Annotated in this window: 10 protein-coding genes; 4 read left to right on the top strand and 6 right to left on the bottom strand. The window is 67.3% G+C overall.

Annotated elements, in window-relative coordinates; all coding sequences use genetic code 11:
• Positions 1–41: 41 nt before the first annotated feature.
• Positions 42–3,245, bottom strand: a complete 3,204-nt coding sequence (locus POL67_RS11720) for a beta-propeller domain-containing protein (RefSeq protein WP_271917350.1) — start codon at positions 3,243–3,245, stop codon at positions 42–44.
• A gap of 309 nt (positions 3,246–3,554) precedes the next feature.
• Here POL67_RS11720 and POL67_RS11725 point away from each other — a divergent pair, with 309 nt between their 5' ends.
• Positions 3,555–5,624: a glycoside hydrolase family protein gene (locus POL67_RS11725; RefSeq protein WP_271917351.1), complete on the top strand. Its 2,070-nt coding sequence runs from the start codon at positions 3,555–3,557 to the stop codon at positions 5,622–5,624.
• Here the strand turns inward: POL67_RS11725 and POL67_RS11730 are convergent, their stop codons facing one another.
• Positions 5,625–6,845: a GNAT family N-acetyltransferase gene (locus POL67_RS11730; protein WP_271917352.1), complete on the bottom strand. Its 1,221-nt coding sequence runs from the start codon at positions 6,843–6,845 to the stop codon at positions 5,625–5,627. It abuts the gene before it with no gap.
• A gap of 173 nt (positions 6,846–7,018) precedes the next feature.
• Between POL67_RS11730 and lon the strand changes: the two genes are divergently transcribed.
• Entirely contained in the window at positions 7,019–9,430 is a 2,412-nt protein-coding gene (lon, locus tag POL67_RS11735; protein WP_271917353.1) for an endopeptidase La, read from the top strand.
• Positions 9,431–9,433: 3 nt separating this feature from the next.
• Here the strand turns inward: lon and POL67_RS11740 are convergent, their stop codons facing one another.
• The 4 genes from POL67_RS11740 to POL67_RS11755 all read right to left on the bottom strand — a co-directional run bounded on the left by POL67_RS11740 (position 9,434) and on the right by POL67_RS11755 (position 14,375).
• Positions 9,434–10,036, bottom strand: a complete 603-nt coding sequence (locus tag POL67_RS11740; RefSeq protein ID WP_271917354.1) for a type IV pilin protein — start codon at positions 10,034–10,036, stop codon at positions 9,434–9,436.
• A 190-nt stretch (positions 10,037–10,226) separates the two neighbouring features.
• On the bottom strand, positions 10,227–11,087 hold the full coding sequence (locus POL67_RS11745; RefSeq protein WP_271917355.1) for a hypothetical protein: 861 nt from the start codon (positions 11,085–11,087) through the stop codon (positions 10,227–10,229).
• 11 nt (positions 11,088–11,098) lie between these two features.
• Positions 11,099–11,944: a hypothetical protein gene (locus POL67_RS11750; RefSeq protein WP_271917356.1), complete on the bottom strand. Its 846-nt coding sequence runs from the start codon at positions 11,942–11,944 to the stop codon at positions 11,099–11,101.
• 13 nt (positions 11,945–11,957) lie between these two features.
• Positions 11,958–14,375 (bottom strand): TonB-dependent receptor domain-containing protein, encoded by a 2,418-nt coding sequence (locus POL67_RS11755; RefSeq protein WP_271917357.1) that lies wholly within the window; start codon positions 14,373–14,375, stop codon positions 11,958–11,960.
• A gap of 186 nt (positions 14,376–14,561) precedes the next feature.
• Here POL67_RS11755 and POL67_RS11760 point away from each other — a divergent pair, with 186 nt between their 5' ends.
• Both POL67_RS11760 and POL67_RS11765 read left to right on the top strand, forming a co-directional pair.
• Positions 14,562–15,200, top strand: a complete 639-nt coding sequence (locus POL67_RS11760) for a TetR/AcrR family transcriptional regulator (protein WP_271917358.1) — start codon at positions 14,562–14,564, stop codon at positions 15,198–15,200.
• A gap of 4 nt (positions 15,201–15,204) precedes the next feature.
• Entirely contained in the window at positions 15,205–17,130 is a 1,926-nt protein-coding gene (locus POL67_RS11765; protein WP_271917359.1) for an acyl-CoA dehydrogenase family protein, read from the top strand.
• Positions 17,131–17,132 lie beyond the last annotated feature (2 nt).

Below are 17,132 nucleotides of genomic sequence, written 5' to 3' on the forward strand. Positions count from 1 at the left end.
AACCCTTTCGGGCTCGCGAGCGCCGTATTGGGCGGGACGGATTAATTGCCGGTCGTCAGCAGGTTGTACGTGTCGAGATCGGCCTCGTGCACGCCGTAACGACCCGCCGGGATCAGCACCTCGTCGTCGTCGATGACCGGCGTGACGCTGAAGTACCAGTTCTGACCCGGGAAGAATGCCGTGGACGTCGGCGTCGTCGGATCGTCCAGATCCGCCATGAGAACGCCGCTGTTCAGCGAGAAGAACGCGCGGCGCTCGGCGACGCTGATCAAGCTCGCGCCAGCCGGGCGCTTCACGTTCGACAGGACCTGGAACGTATTGTTGTTGCCGCTCTTCGGCTTGAGGATGCTGAACCGGTCATTCTGGCTCGTGTAGTAGCTGTAGGGCTCCCACACGAGGTTGTGCGACACGACTGGCCTGCCACCTTTGTCGATGAACAGCGCGTTCACGGACCGGTCCGCGAAATGGTGCTTGTTCTCGAGTTCGGCCTTGTTGCCCTGGAGCTTCAGCTTCGAGACGGCGGTCTCGATGATGTCCTGTTGGCCCCAGACGGGGTCCCGCGTGAAGATCGTCGAGCCGTCCTTCGAGAGGAGCGTGCCGGGCACGTTGATTCCGGCTTCGACCTTCGGCTGCGCGGGCTTCTTCAGGTCGATCTGCTTCAGGAAGTACCGCGCGTAGGTGCGCGCGTCGCCGGGCACGGACGCCGGTTTCTTGATGGTGACGTAGATGTCGTCGTCGTGTCCGCTCGCCGCGACGAACTCCTCGTCCTGCCCGGGCGTCAGGTTGATCGGCGCGAGGAGCGTCGGGTGGTTGGGGTTCGAGAGATTCACGAGCTTGAGCTGCGCCTTCGTGCGGAAGAGCGCCGCCTCGTACTCGGTCCCGTAGCAATACGAGTAGCCCTGCTGCTGTGCCTCTACCTGTGACCAGTCGGCCGGGACGCAGGTCGTCTCCGCGTTCGCGTGATCGGTGCACTGCGCGAAGCCACCGCTGCAGTACTCGGCCTGGCCGTTGATCGTCCGGCAGTCGCGCGAGCCCGTGAAGTACGTGCAGCCCTCCTGGCCCCTGCAGGACGTCGACCAGTAGTACGTGTACGCATAGCAATATTCCATCGCGACTGGGTCGCTCTGGACGGTGCTTGTCTCGACGAACCCGAGCGACTTCTTCCCGACGACGTTGCCGCTACCGTAATAGTCGCCGTAGTAGTAGTAATTGGACGGCAGCTCCGTCGTGACGAGCTGACCCGCCTTGGCCGGCTTCTTCGGGTTCGAGAGGTCCCAGACCTCGATGGTCGTCTCGAAGGTCGGCCAGGTGGCCCACTTGCCATGGACGGCGACGAGCAGATCGTCCACCTGGTAGTAACTCGCGTTCGCCGGGACCTCGATCGTCGCCACGGGCGTGCCGGTGTCGACGGGCTCGTTGTTCCGGATGATGTCGATCTTCGCCTTCGCGTTCTGATCGTACCAGTACCAGTAATCGTCGCTGTCCGGGCCGCGCAGGCGCGCGCGGTAATTGTCGTACACCCAGACCTTCGTGTAATCCGGCGCCACGCCGAGCTCGCCGACCTTCTCGGGCGCGTCGAGGTTCGATTGATCCCAGATGCGGAGCTGCGTCTCGGACAGGTTCGCCCCGTTCGTCGCGTCGAGCTTGAACGTGCGGCGGACCGAATCCGGATGGTCCATGAGGCCGCGACGCGTGATCGTCGTCGGCGAGAACGTGAAGATCTGGACGGCGGACTCGTACGAATAGGAGCCGTTCACGTACTTGTAGCCGGCGAAGGGCAGGAGCACGAGGCCCGTCTCGGTCTCGCCCGTCGGCGCCGTCACGTTCACCGCGTTGTGGAGCACGCTGAACGCGCGGTGATCCCAGTTCGCCTCGGACCAGTTCCAGCCGTGGTCCTCGCCCTGCACCTCTTCACGCGCGACCAGCGGGTTCGGGTTTTCGAGGTCCGTGATGTTGTAGAGGCTGACGGCGAGCTTGCGGCCGTTCTGATCGTCGACACCGATGCCGACGAGGCGCGTGTTGTCGAACGCGGGCCGGAAGAAGTCGTTCCAGCCGGAGACGATGAACTCGCTCTTCTCCACGGCGTGGCCGTTCGGATCGATCGAGAAGGCGTGGAACGGATCGTAATTCCGGTACGTCACGGCGAACGCCCGATCGTCGAGGAAGACCGCGGCGAAGAGGTTCATGTCCGCGCCGAAGGGCACCGTGTCGATCGGCGTGACGTTGTCGAGGTTCGTCGCGTCGAACGTCTGGAGGTAGCTATGCTGGCCCCAGCCCCATTGCGGGCCCGAGAAGATCCGGAGCTGATCGTTCCGGTAGTCCATGTGGAATTGCGACCGGACGTAGCCGTTGACCGTCACCTCGTCGCGCTTGACCATCGTGCCGCTGTTGTCGGAGATGTCGATGACCGCGACGTCGCTCTGGTGCGATGACCACCAGTCCTTCTCGCGCGCCACGAGGAGCACCTCGTTCTCCGCGTGGATGGCCGAGACGTAGCCGCCGAGGGGCAGCTCGCTCTTCTCCGTCATGGCCGTCTGGCCGACGTCGAAGCTCTTCACGGTGCTGCCGAGGATCCACTCCCAGTAGCCCTGATCGTTGATGAACCAGTTATAGTAGCTCGAGGCGACGAAGAGCGCGTCCTGCGTCGCGCCGTTCGCGTAACGGCTCGTCTGGATGTAGCCCGGCACGGCGTACTGTGAGAGCACCACGGGCTTCGACGGAGTCGAGATGTCGACGAGCATGACGGTGCTGCCCGAGGTGCTGTCGACCTCGAGGCTGTTCGGCCTGCCCTTGTAGCCGTACCAGTCGTTCATCAAGATGATCGCGCGTGTCCCGTCGACGTACATCTCGACCGGCGAGCCGCCCACCTGGAGCTGGCCGACGATCTTGGGCTCGGACACGTCACTGACGTCGATCACCTGCAGGCCGCGATACCAGTTGAGGTTCAGGAGGGTGCCATTGTTCATGACACGGAAGATGTCGCCCTCCTCGAGCTCCTGCTCCTCTTCCTCCTCCTCCTCTTCTTCCTCCTCCTCTTCTTCCTCCTCTTCGCCCCACGTGAACTGGTAGTTCGGCCGATCGGCCGACAGGAACGAGGTCGGTCCCTTTGCGGCCTCCTTGCTCTCGGCCGTATTCTCTTCCCCGTCGCCCGTATTCGTGGCGCATCCTTGCCCAGCCACGAACAAGAGCGCGGTCAAGAGACCCGCCGTTCGTGCCGTGGGACCACGATTCAAAAAGCTGCGCATCGAGTCGCTCCCTTCGTCCTTCACACAAGATGAAGGAATAAAAGTCTTCCTACCTAACCGACGCGTCCGGGGGGTGTCAAGGCGCCCACGTGCCGCTCTTTTGCGCGCCTATGTGCATACATGTCGCACAGGAGGGCGTGCGCTGCGTCAATGGCAAAATCTCGTCTGTTCGTACGAGCGCGAAACGCCAGCTGCGACGGTCGGCGGCTCCGTCCCGGGGGGAGGTGGGAGCGCCTGCGACGAATTCGTGCTGCCTTGCGCAGGTCCGCGATCCTTGGTAAGGGTCGGAGTTCTCTTCAGGACCAATCCATGCGGCAAAAAAGCCTCATTTCGATCGCCTGGTTTTCGGCGCTTGCTTCTGCGGCGGCACTGTCATGGTTCGGCGCAGCGGGCTGCCAGCGCGACGGCGCGAAGGGGAGCGAGGCATCGCCGGCCCCGAGCGGCGCGGTGAGCGCGGCGCCGGCGCCCGACAAGAAGAAGGCGCGCGTCCGCGGGCCGGACCTGCATGACGAACGCTTCGACGCGAAGATCACCGAGAACCTGCCGAAGGTGCCGGACCCGAAGATCACGGGCCCCGACAATACGGGCGCGCCCCTCGACAACCAGGTCTTTCGGGATCGCGTGCTCGGCTTCGCGAGAAAGATCGCGGCGGTCGAAAAGGAAGGCGAGACCGTCGCATGTGACATCCCCGTGACGTCCTCGAAAACATTCCGCGCGGTCGTGTGGGGATATCGCGAAGGCGTGCAGGTGGCGCGCGGGGAATCCTCGGATGCGTCTCTCTGCGTGGCGCTCAAGGAAGCCACGCGGCGCGCCGTCGCGGCAGGCGGCGGGACGAAGGACGCGCTCGGCACGACACGGCTCGCCATCGAACTGCCGGATCACGGCATGTCGATCCTCGAACACGAGGGCAAGGGGCTCGAGCTCGATCACGGCCTCGTCCCGCTCCGCTCGTTCGACAAAGCGCTGCTCACGAAGCGTATCGACGAAGGGCAGGCGTATCTCCTGCGCGTGCTCGACGCCGAGCACAAGGGAGCGCACAAGTACTATTACGCCCCGGCCGACACCTTCGAGCCTGAGCTCCACACCATTTACACGGCCTCGACGGGCTTCACGCTGCTCAAGCTCCACGCGATGAAGAAGGACAAGAGCCTGCTCGACCAGACGAAGAGCGCGGCCGAATTCCTCCTTTCGATGCAGAGCCGCGACGAGCGCGATCACACCGCGGGCGGGTTCTTCTACACGCTCGACCTCAAGCGCGGCAGACCCGAGCGAAAGCTGGTCGTCGGCACGACGTCGAAGACGATCTTCACGTTGCTCGAGCTGCACGCGCTGACGAAGGAAGCGAAGTACATGGACGCCGCCCGCAAAGCCGGGGATTGGCTCATTTCGATGCAGCTCCCCACGGGCGCGGTGCGCGCGTCGTTGAGCCAGCACGAGGGCGGGCCGTGGGCGGTGCAGGCGAAGGAGTCGACACTTTATACCGGGCAGGTCCTCTCGGCGCTCTCGCGTCTGCACCGCGCGACGAAGGACACGAAGTACCTCGACGCCGCCGCGACGACGGCGATGTTCCTCGCGCAGAAGGTCGAAAAAAACGGCTGCTACGTCGGCGACGAGTACCGCAAGCCGAACCCGATCTCGAGCTCGTGGCTCGTCCTCTCGCTGCTCGATTTCGCCAAGTCCACCGGCGACAAACGCATCGAGGACTTGGTCTTCCGTTGCTCGCGTGATCTCCTCGGGCGGCAGTGGAAGCGGGCCGAGGACGCCTACCGGCACGGGCGCTGGAAGGGCTCGCTTTCGAGCAGCGGCACGGGCTGGCTCGCCGAGGTCATGAGCGAGGTGTTCCTGTTCTGCCGGGACAAGGGCAAGGAGAACTGCGATGGCTACAAGGACGCCGTGGTCGCCGCCGTCCGGCAGATCATGCAATACACCTACGGCCCCGAGAACGATTTCGTGGTGAAGAACCCGAAGGCCGCCGCGGGCGGCGTGTTCTGGAGCGTGCGGGAACGGTACGTCCGGACAGACTCGGTTTGTCACGCGATGAACGCGTACATCAACATCCTGCCGTTCCTCGCGGACGGCGCGCTGGTCGAGCTGCCCGAGATGCCGCTCTCGCAGCGGCTCGCGTTCGACGCCGATGCCGACGACAAGACGGCCGAGGCCGAGGATCGGGCCGGCGGCGGCGAGGGCGAGGCCGAGGACGAGGCGCCGATGTCCCGCGCCGAGGACCCGAACGAAGAGGGCGTGAGGAAAGGCTCGCGCCGGGGACCGCTGAATGGAAACCCGGAGGAAGGGCCGAGGCCACGTTTGCCCAAGGGGCTCCGGCCTCCGGGCCCCCGGGGCCCCAGGCCGCCGGGGCCGCCGCCGGGAATGCAGCAGTAATCAGAAAATTTCGGGGCAATACGGGTGGCGCGGCGCGACGAACATCCGATCGGCGCGCTCGAGCGCGCCCTCGGTCCTCGCCTCGACGCCGCCGACCTCCGCGAGGCGCGAGAACGAAAACCCACCGAGGTACGCCGAGCCGAGCGCCGCGGCCGAGACCCGCAAATCACAAGGCTCCTCGGTCCGCGTCGCGTGCGAGGTGCCCGCGTCGAGCCGATATCGACCCGTGTTCCATGGGCAAACAGGATCGTCGACTTCGATCACGATCGTGCCCTCCGCGCCATACCTGCGCGCCGCGAGCGCCGCGGGCACGTCCACGAGGCGGACCCACACCGAGTCGTACGTGCGGTAATGCAGCCGCCTCGGCTCGGCGAGCAGGAGGAAGAGCGGGTGATCCGGGGGCAAACACGTGGCGTTGATCCGCGTCGCGAGGTCGATGTCGCAGAGGTATCGCCACACGGCGCGCGTGCCCGCGGGCGTCGCGCCCATCGCCTCCTGCACCGTGACGATGGTGATCGGAATCTGCGGCTCCATGTTTTCGAGGCGGACGCGATAAAGCGCATACCCCTCGTCGCGGCCGTCGATCTGAAACACCACGCGCTGGAGCGGCCCCGAGCCGGCCCGCATCGATTCCGCGTCGAGCAGCCTCCGCGTGCTCCACCACATGGGCGAGCGCGAGGGCATACACGGCGCGGCGCGGCGCGCGCGTTCGTAGATCGGCGGGATCCGTTCGAGCGCCTCCGCCTCGGTCACGAAGCGCGCCTCGAAAGGAACGGGCGAGCCAACGAATGCCGAGCGGTCACGCTCGATCGACACGTCGCCCGCGAAGGCCGCAAGTCCATACCCGAAACGGCCGTAGATCGACGCTTCGGTCGCCCATAATGCCGCGAGGGGCTGCCCGCGCTCCCGCGCGTCCGCGAACTGCCGCTCGATGAGCTTGCGCAGGATGCCTTGCCTCCGGTGCGTCGGCATCACCGCGACCATCGTCAGGCCCGAGGTCGGGACCGTACCGCCGCCCGGCGTGGTGAAGTCGAAGGCGAACGCCCCGGCGCTGCCGACGATCGTGCTTCCGTCATAGGCTCCGATCCGCGTGACGAGCTCCGTCAGTTTTCGGGATCGTTCCACGCGCTCCGGGGAGGGCGGGAGACCAAAGGCGGTCCGGATGGGGTGGGCAAACTCGTCCGCATGTTCGGGGCCGAGAAGGCGAATCTCGATGGACATGGCGGGACGAACCCTATCACCGTCTGCCCGCGACCGTGCGCCCGGTCCGTGCTTCGCGCGGCGTGCGGGCGCGCGGCGGGGGTGCGTAGGTGTGCTTCTCGGTGGACGATCGGTGACGTCCCCGATGGCACGGCCCTCGCAGACATCGCTTGGACCACCGAATACCGGGGGAAATGATGGCCGAACGGTTCACCTTGCCCGTCCTACCGCTGCGCGACACCGTGCTGTTTCCCGGTCTCGCGACGCCGATCACCGCAGGAAGGCTGAAGACCCTGCGAGCGGTCGAGATAGCGCTCCGCGCCGACGGGGAGGACAAGCGTGTCTTCGCCGTCGCCCAGCGTGACACCTCCGAGGAGCCGACGGAGAGCAGTCTGTTCGCGGTCGGCGTGATCGGGCGGATCGCCCAGGTCCAGCGGCTGGGGACGGGGCTCTCGCTCGTCTTGCAGTGCGAGCGCCGTGCCACGGCGCTGCGTTACGTCACCGAGGACGGGATCCTGCGCGCGGCTTGTGTGGAGCTTGCGGATCTGCCTCGGCGACCGGGCGAGGAGGCCGTCGTGCTCGCGCTCGCCCGTGAGGTGCGCGAGCGGGCGATCGAGTACGGTAAGCGTCGCGGCGCGCCGAAGGAAGCGCTCGAGCAGTTCCTCGGCGGCGTCGAGGATCCGAGCGCGCTCGCGAACCACGTCGCATTTTACCTCGACCTCCCGGTGGCCGAGAAACAGGGGCTCTTGGAGACGCTCCGGACCGTGGAGCGGCTGCGCGCGCTCACCGTGCATTTGCACCGGCAGATCGGGATCGCCGAGACGCAGGAGAAGATCCGGACGACGGTGCAGGAGGAGCTCGGCGAGCGGCAGCGGGAGCTTTACCTGCGCGAGCAGCTCAAGGCGATCCAGAAAGAGCTCGGCGAGGAGGACGAGGCGGGCATCGCGGATCGGCTGGAGAAGAAGATCGACGCGGCGGACCTGCCGATCGAGGTGCGCGAGGAGGTGCGCCGCGAGCTCGGGCGGCTGCGCCGGATGAGCCGCGAGACCTCGCCCGAGGCGCAGGTCGTGACGAGCTGGCTCGAATGGGTCGGCGATTTGCCGTGGAGCCGGCGGACGGACGACCACGTCGATCTCGAAATGGCCCGGCGGATCCTCGACGAAGACCATTACGGCCTCGGCGACGTGAAGGACCGGGTGCTCGAGCTGCTCAGCGTGATCAAATTGCGCCTGAAGGGACACATCTCGGCGCCCGAGCGGGCGCAGCGGGCCGCGCGCGGGCCGATCCTGCTCTTCCTCGGGCCGCCCGGCACGGGAAAGACGAGCATCGCGGAGAGCATTGCGCGGGCGATGGGGCGCAAATACATCCGCGTCTCGCTCGGCGGCGCGCGCGACGAGGCCGACATCCGCGGGCACCGGCGCACGTACGTCGGCGCGATGCCCGGCCGCATCCTGCAAGGCATGCGGCGTGTGGGCTCGAAAAACCCCGTCTTCACGCTGGACGAGATCGACAAACTCGGCGTCTCGTACCAGGGCGATCCGGCGGCGGCGCTCCTCGAGGTGCTCGATCCGGCGCAGAACGTGACGTTCGTCGACCATTACCTGGGTTTGCCCTTCGACCTCTCGGAGGTGCTGTTCGTGTGCACGGCGAACCTGCGCGAGGGCATCCCGGCGCCGCTGCTCGATCGCATGGAGACGATCACGTTTCCCGGATACACGGAGATCGAAAAGCTCGAGATCGCCCGGCGATATCTCTTGCCGCGGCAGCGACGCGAGTGCGCGCTCGAAGAGGAGCAGCTCGTCGTGTCGGACGTGGCGCTGCTCGACGTCATCACGAGCTACACGCACGAGGCGGGCGTGCGGCAGCTCGAACGGGCCATTGGCTCGCTGGCGCGGAAAGCGGCCCATCGGATTGCGACGGGCGCGGCGCAGCGGGTGCGGGTCGACACGGTGGCGGACGTCCGGGCGCTCCTCCGGCGCCCGCGGATGCGGCCCACGACCGCGCTCGATCGAGACGAGCTCGGCGTCGCCACGGGCATGTATTACACGCAGGAGGGGGGCGACATCATGCACGTCGAGGCGAGCATCGTGCCTGGCAAGGGCGAGCTCGTGCTGACGGGGCAGCTCGGCGACGTCATGAAAGAGAGCGGGCGCGCGGCGCTGACGTATGCGCGTGAGCACGGCGCGGCGCTTGGCGTGCCGCGCGAGCGGCTGGAGGGACGGGACATCCACGTCCACGTGCCCGCCGGCGCGATTCCGAAGGACGGGCCGAGCGCGGGCGTGACGATGGCGACAGCGATCGTCTCGGCGCTCTCGGGCAAACGGGTCCGGCGGGACGTCGCGATGACCGGGGAAATCACGCTGCGCGGGCGGGTCTTGCCGATCGGCGGCGTGAAGGAAAAGGTGCTCGGCGCGCACAGGGCGGCCATTCCGGAGATCATCCTGCCGCGGGACAACGAGGCCGAGCTCGAAGATCTCCCGGAGGAGGTGCTGCGGTCGTTGCATTTCCACTTCGTCGAGACGCTCGACGAGGTGCTCGCGATTGCGCTGCGTGCGGCGCCCGCGGCGGCCTGGCCGGTGGAGGTGGAGACGCCGCGGGCGGCGTGACCCTCACTCGTGCTCGTTCGACACGAAGACCTGCGTGGAGAAGCGGAACTGGCCCGTGGGGGCGTCGCGCATTCCGGTGAGGGTCAAAGTGCTCACGGACGTGTCGCCGTCGAGGTCGCCCACGGCGGCGACCTCGACGCCCGAGGCGCCGGGGTCGGGCCCGCCGAGGGGCGGGCCGAGATACGCCTGACCCACGGAATACCGATACTGGTAATACGTGGGGTCATCGAGGCCGAAACGGACGCAGCGCCAGCAACACTGGTCGAAGTCCTTGCCGTTCAAGTTTTCGGGCTGGTATTTCCGGGCCGCGGGGACGCTCTGCGGCGTGACGCAGAGCATGGTGCCGCCGCATTCGGGGCACCAGGTCGTGAGGCTCGACTCCGAGAGGCCGCCGAGGGGAAGGACCTCGCTCTTTACCGAGCGTTCGGTGAGCATCGCAATGCCACGCGCAATGCCGCCGATGGTCTGCTTGGCCTCGCTGACCTTCGCCGCGGCGAGATAACGCCGCACACCGAACATGGCGAGCGCTGCCAGGACGCCGACGATGGCGACCACGATCATCAGCTCGACCAGGGTGAAGCCTCGCCTTTCCCTCCGCCGCTTCATGTTCTTCGCTCCCCTGGGGAGCGCGCGTGAAGCACGTGACGTGCCATGCACACCTCGTCCTGGATCCTGGGCTTTGATGCAAAAAAGCGGAGCGGAGGGACCGGCGTATGCCGGGATGCGTCAAAGGGTCGGTGACGAAAATCGTCACTCCGTGGTCGCGGGGGTGACCTTTTCCGTCAGGAGGAAAGGGTCATTTCGGATCCGTCGCGATGCACTCCCCTTCGCCGCGGAAATGCCCCACCGTGCGGGAGAGGTCCGTGACGAACGCGCCGAGGTCGTTCACGTCGACCGCACCCGTGCCATAAGCACCGTCGGCGGGATCGATGTCCACGAGTTTTTTGGCGGTGAGCTCGGCGAGCGTGACCTCGCCGTCGTTGTCCGTGTCCGCCGAGGCGAGGGCGTTGAAGCGCAGCTTCGCGTTCGGCGATTGCAGGTCGTCGTAGAACAGGTGATCGCCGTGGATCGTGATCTCGACGTTGTCGGTGCCGCCGTTCGTGACGAGGACGCCGACCGTCTCGCGGCCGTCTTTCTCGCCTCTGCAATCGGTGTATGCCGTGGGCACGCCGAAGCCCCAGCGGAACGTCTTTTTCACGGCGCCTTGCGTGGCCTCGCCCTCGGCCCAGATGGCGTATTTGCCTTGCTTCATCGCGTCGAGGTCGGCTGCGGTCGCGCCGTCGCCGAGCTCGGTATCGCCCCCCGCGGGGCGAATCTCGAAGCTCACCTTCGTCCAGGGCTTGGGCTCGAGATTCGCGAACGTGGCGAGCGGCTTGACCCCCGGGGCTACGTGATCGACGAGCTTCGTGGTGGTGACCTCGAAGCCAGGGGCGCCGGAATCGTCGGCGATGCGCACGCCGCCGAGAACGACGAGAAACTTCGAGAATTTGATCGCCCAGCCGTCTTCGAATGCGGACGCTGGGATCTCCTCCTCGATGTACCCCTCACCCCAGGTCGTGAACACTACGTCCCCCGTGCCCGCGGTCTCGTCGGCGCCGCAGCCGGCGAGGAGCGCGGCGGCGAGGCAAAGGTACGTCCTTCCAAACAGGCTCTTCATGTGTTTTCTCCTCAAGGTGTCGAATACGCGAAGGTCACGGCGGCTCCCTTCTTGAAGCCGCGCGTGATGGCGCGGAAGGTCTGGCCGTCCCGCGGCACGACCACGGGCGAACCGTCCGTGCTCTCCGGTATCTCGTCGAATTCGGCCTGATCGAGCCATAGGCTCGGCGCCACGTGGATCGTGATCGTGCCATCGTCCTGCACGTCGGGCGCGCCCTCGAAGGCGCACCCTTCGAGGCGCGGCTCGCCATACGCGTCGAGGATGTCGGCGGCGTCGGCCTCGACGCGGAAGATTCGTTTCATCGTCTCCTTTTGCGCCTCGCCTTCGAGCACGACGACGTGCCCCGCGAGCGTGTCCTTCGCGTCGCCCACGGGCGCGGGCTCATACGAGAAGCGCCCGGAGCGATACAGGCCCGTCACGCCATCGCCGGGCGGGAGAGCCGCGGGGCCTTGCGCGAGGTCGACCGAGGACGAAACGAGCACCTGGCCCATCGCGTCGCCGGCCTGGTAATGGCCAGGGTGTGCGTGGGCCAGGCCGAGGCCGAGGAATCGCGCGAAGCGGTCGCGTGGGGGCAGGGGCGTGGCGGAGGCCGAGAAGATCGGCGCACCATTGAAGTAATAGAGGGGGCCGATGGAGACGGAGGCGAGCGAGAGGCGGATCGACCAGCCGTAGGCATTGACGAACGGCGCGTCGATCCCGTCGTCGGCGACGATACGCGTCTGCAAGGCGACGCGCTTGCCGCTCGTGGTCTCGGCGGGTCCGCAGGCGGAGGCAAGGGCGCCCGCGGCGAGGGAGAGGCCGACCAGGAAAACACCGGCGGCGGAGGAGAGGCCCAGACGAACCATCGAGCGTTTCATGTGTTCCTCGCTGCTAGATGTGGAGGGACAAGGTGCCCATCAAGGTGAGCGGCGCGCCCACCGTCACGTGGTTGAGCGGCACGAGCGAGAGCGCCGCGCCGCGCGTGAAGCTCGACGCGTAGGTGAACTGGCCGTCGTACCATTTCGCGTCGAGCAGGTTGTAGACATCGATTTCGATTTCGACCTCGCGCAGCCTGGCGCCGAGCGTGGCGTCGGCGAGGAAGATGTCCCGGCCAAACTCGGCGAAGCGCAGGGGCCGGACGCCGAGGTAGGCGAGGCCCACGCCGATCTTGCCCACGAGATCACGGCCGAAGAGGCGGGCGAGGCGAGGCGTGAGCGCGACGTCGGTGCGCGCGACGAGCTGGGGCGTGTAGGGGACGAGCGTGTCGATCTCAGGGCCCGCCGTGAAGGATGCGCGGGTATATGTGACGCTGCCGCTCTCGACGATCCACGAGCGCGGGCGAAGGACGAAATCGAGCGCAAAGCCCGTGCGCTGCGTGGCCGAGACCCGCTCGTAGGCGGTGGCCTTCTCGTCGAAGACGAGGTCGTCGGAGAGGCGGGTGTGAAAGACGGCGAGGTTTGCCCGCGTGCGCTCGCCGTCGGCATAACGGACGCCGGCTTCGAAGGAACGCACGGTGGTGAAGGGCGTGCGTTCGCCGTCGCCGAGGGTCCGGGCCTGGGGAGAGCGAAAGCCGTCGCCATAACTCGCGACCGCGTGCAGTCCCGGGAGTAAGGTGACGTCGACGGTCGCTTTTCCTCCCACGCGCGCACCCATGGCCGCGCGCGCCGCTCCCGCGCCCTCGCCCGATGCGAGGTCCGTGACGCCATAAAAGAGCCCGTCCACGCGCACGCCGCCGCGGATCACCACGCGGCGGAGCGGCCGGAGCGAGGCGTCGATGTAGCCGGCGACGTCGGCCGCGCGGACGTGGGCGTCGACGAGGGTGTCCATCACGCGATCCGTGATGACCGAGAGCCGGCGCTGGGATTGCTCGATCAGGTCGCCGCGGGCCTGAACGCCAATTTCGAGGGCGTCTTCCGGGGAGAAGAACGGCGTCTTGCGGTGGTAATGGGTGGACACGCCAACCGTCGTCGCCTCGTTGCTCTGCTGCTGCGAGTCGCCGTCGATCGGGTCGAGGAGGAACCCCGTGTAGTTGGCGCGGAGCCGGAGGCCCCGCAGGGTGAAGTAGGGCGTGAAGGAGAAGCGCGCTTTGCCGTCTTCGTCGTCGTGGTCGAGGGAGAGCACGACCTGGAGACGGGTCGAATCACCGCCCTGGCGCGCGTCGTAGGTCGCGAATCGATCGACGAGGCCACGGTCGACGTCGTCCAGGCGGAGGACGCCCGCCGAGGAGAAGCGCGCTGCATAGGCCGAGGCCATGACGCGGGCCGAGAGGTTCGCGCCGAGGGGAAAGACGTGCTGGGCGATTGCCGAGGCGCGGCGCGCGGCGCGAGAAGGGCCGAATCCGTCGGTGCTTTGCGCCTCGAAGGCCCCGAACGTCGCTTCGGTCGTGCCCGCGGGCCGATAGGCGAGGAAGAGGCGTCGCTCGCCGTAGGTGCCGAGGCCGAGGGACGCGGTAAAACCCGTCTCGGCGAGGCCGAGGTCCATTTCGATGGTCCCCGCGACCGCGAAATCGCCCTGCCTCGGGTCGTAGGGCCCGGCCTTGGCGCGGACGCTCTTCACGACCTCGGGCATCACGAAATGCAGGTCGGCATACCCCTGGCCGTGGACATTCGAGACCTCGTTCACGGGCGCCCCCGCGACGCGGAGTTCGATGTCCTGCCCGTGCGCCGCGTCGAAGCCGCGCAAAAAGATTTGATGCGCCTTGCCCTGACCGCCGTGCTGCGTGGTGAAGACGCCGGGAACGACGCGCAGAAGATCACTCGCCGTGCGGTGCGGGGCCGCCGCGAGGACGTCACGTTTCTGAACGATTTCGGAGGCGCTGCGCGGCGGTCCCTCGCCACGAACGGTCACGGCAATCGGAGGCGGAGGCGGAGGCGGTGGCGGCGGAGGCGGGTGCGGATGCAAATGCGGGGGTGGATCCAGCAGACCGGGCACGGGCTTGTCCGCCGGTTTGGCCGGGGGAACCTCCGCCTCTCCCTCGAATCGGGCGATCATTCGGATCCGCGCCTTCACGGCCGTGCCGCCCTGGCGCGCGGGGGCGAACGTCCACTGCGCCGCGGCGCGGATCGCCTCGGCGTCGAAGGCCGGCGAGACGCTCGCCTCGACCTCGATCGCCATGGCGCGACCGTCGGGGCCGACCGTGATCAAAAGCGGGACGATGACGTCGTGCGCCTCGGCGCGCCCGTTGGGCCACGTGGGCGAAGGCTGGCTCTTCGGCACGGGTGGCGTGACCTCGTCGTGCGCGCGCGCGGGCAAAACGACGAGTGATGCCAGGACGAAGAGGGTCGAAGGGAGAAAATGGCGCGGGCGCAAGCGAAATCCCGTGCAGAGCTGGTAGCACGAACGTTACGCGACGTGCCATCCATTTCGCGGCCTCGCGGGACGACCGTTCGATGGGCCGGTAGACGTACGTCCGACCCAGCGCGGCGGCTCCATGACGCGGGACGGCAGACGCCGCTTGACCGACGGCTTACCAACTGGTAGGGAACTCCTGACCGGATGGTTCTCGCCCGTTCTTCCGACCCTGACGTGCCGCGCGCCATCGTCGCCGCGGCGACGCGCCTCTTCGCGGCGCAAGGCTTCGACGCGACCAGCGTGCAGGCCGTGGCCGACGAGGTCTCGCTGACGAAGCAGGCCGTGCTGCATCATTTCCCGTCGAAGGAGCACCTGCGCCAGGCGGTCCTCGACGCGATCCTCGCCCACTGGAACGATACGCTGCCACGGCTTTTGCTCGCGGCGGCGGCGAGCGAGGATCGATTCGAGGCGGTGTTCGGCGAGCTGTCGGCGTTTTTCGCCGCGGATCCAGATCGCGCGCGGGTCGTGCTGCGCGAGGCGCTCGATCGGCCCGCCGAGATGCGGAAGCTTTTGCGAGGGCCGGTGCGCCCGTGGCTCGAGGCGGTCGCAGGGTACATTCGCTCGGGGCAGGCCGCGGGAAAACACCACGCCGACGTCGATCCGGAGGCGTACGTGGTGCACGTGATGCTTTTCGTCATCTCCGCGGTCGCGAGCGCGTCCGTGATGCAAGGGGCGCTCGACGACGAGGCGCGCGCCCGCAGCGACAAGGAGCTCGCCCGGATCGCGCGCGCGAGCTTGTTTACCCCCGCCCGGCCGCGCGGCGGGGCCCTTCCGAAGAGGTGAATCCATGGCCAATTTCTTCACCGACAATGACGACCTGCGGTTCCATTTCGAGGAAGGCGTCGACTGGGCTCCGCTCGTGGAGGTGACCGAGCTCGGTTATCGAACCGAGGACGGCTTCAAGACGCCGCAGGAGGCCGTGGCCTTTTATCGTGAGGTGGCAGAATCCACGGGCGCGCTCGCGGCCGAGCAGATCGCCACGCGTGCAGCCGCGATCGATCACGAGGACACGCACCTCGACGGCGGCGAGGCGATCGCGGGGCCGGCGATGAACCAGATCTTCGAGGCGATCAAGGCGGCGGAGCTACACAGGTTGTGCCTGCCGCGCGAGCTTGGCGGGCTGAATGCGCCGCTGCTTCTCTATTACCTCTCCGGGGAGATGATCGCGCGTGCCGATGTCTCGGTGATGACGCATCACTCGTTCCACGGCGGGATGGCGATGGCCATGCTCGTGTATTCGATCCACGAGGGGTCGACGGTTCTCGACCCGGCCCGTGGTCGGATCGATTCCACGCGATTCGCCGAGGCGATCGAGGAGATCGCGCGCGGTGACGCCTGGGGCTGCATGGATATCACGGAGCCAAACGCGGGCAGCGACATGGCCGCGCTGCGCACGCGCGCGGAGCTCGGGCCCGATGGGCGCTGGTACCTCTCGGGCCAGAAGATTTTCATCACGTCGGGCCACGGAAAATATCATTTCGTCATCGCGCGGACCGAGGCGGCGAAGGACCCGGACGATCCGTTCGCCGGGCTCGGCGGGCTCTCGATGTTCCTCGTCAAGGCGTACGACGATCTGCCGGACGGGACGCGCAAGCGGTACGTGACGATCGACCGGGTCGAGGAAAAACTCGGCCATCACGGCTCGGTGACGGCAGCGCTCTCGTTCGACAATGTGCCGGGGGAGCTCATTGGCAAGCGCGGCGAGGGCTTCAAGTACATGCTCGTGCTGATGAACAACGCGCGTGTCGGCGTGGGGTTCGAGAGCATCGGGCTCGCGGAGGCCGCGTATCGCCTGGCGAAGGCGTATGCCGAGGAGCGGCGTTCGATGGGCAAGCCCATCGCGCGGCACGAGATGATCGCCGATTCCCTCGACGAGATGCGCACGGACATCCAGGGGCTCCGGGCGCTCGCGGTGGAAGCGGCGTACAGCGAGGAGATGGCGCAGAAGCTCGTGCTCTTCGAGCGTTTCTCGGCGGGGCTCGGCCCGGCCGAGCGGGGGCGTGTGTCGCGCGATTTGCCGAAGTGGCGCGCGCGTTCGCGCAGGCTCACGCCGCTGCTCAAATACCTGGCCGCGGAGAAGGCCGTGGAGATCGCCCGGCGCGCGATCCAGATCCACGGCGGCGTCGGCTACACGAAGGATTACGGCGCAGAGAAGCTCCTGCGCGACGCGCTCGTGATGCCCATTTACGAAGGGACGAGCCAGATCCAGGCGCTCATGGCCATGAAGGACACGCTGATCGGCGCCATCAAGCGGCCGCGCGATTTCCTCGCGCGGATCGCGGACGCGCGGCTCTCCGCATTGACCGGGAAAGACGAGCTCGATCGGCGCCTCGCGCGGGTGCAGGGGTATTCGCTCTCGGCCCAGCAGCACCTGCTCGCGCGCACCGCGGCGGGTAAGCTGCGGACGCTCTCGGTCGTGCCGTTCGCGGGCTGGCGGGATGCGTTGACGAAGGGCTGGGATCCGAAGCGTGATTTCTCGCTGGCGATGCTGCACGCCGAGCGGCTCATCCGGCTGCTCGCGGACGAGGCCATCGCGGAGATCCTGGTCGCGCAGGCGAAACGACATCCGGGGCGGCGGGAGCTCGCCGAGCGGTATCTCGATCGGGCCGAGCTCCGGGCGCGCGCGCTTCACGAGGAAATCACCACGACGGGCGGGCGTATTCTCGCGATGCTCTCGCCCGAAGCCGAAAAGCAGGCCGTCGCCGCGGAGTAAAA

Origin of the sequence: Polyangium mundeleinium, assembly GCF_028369105.1 — a bacterium.
Classification (GTDB): domain Bacteria; phylum Myxococcota_A; class Polyangia; order Polyangiales; family Polyangiaceae; genus Polyangium; species Polyangium mundeleinium.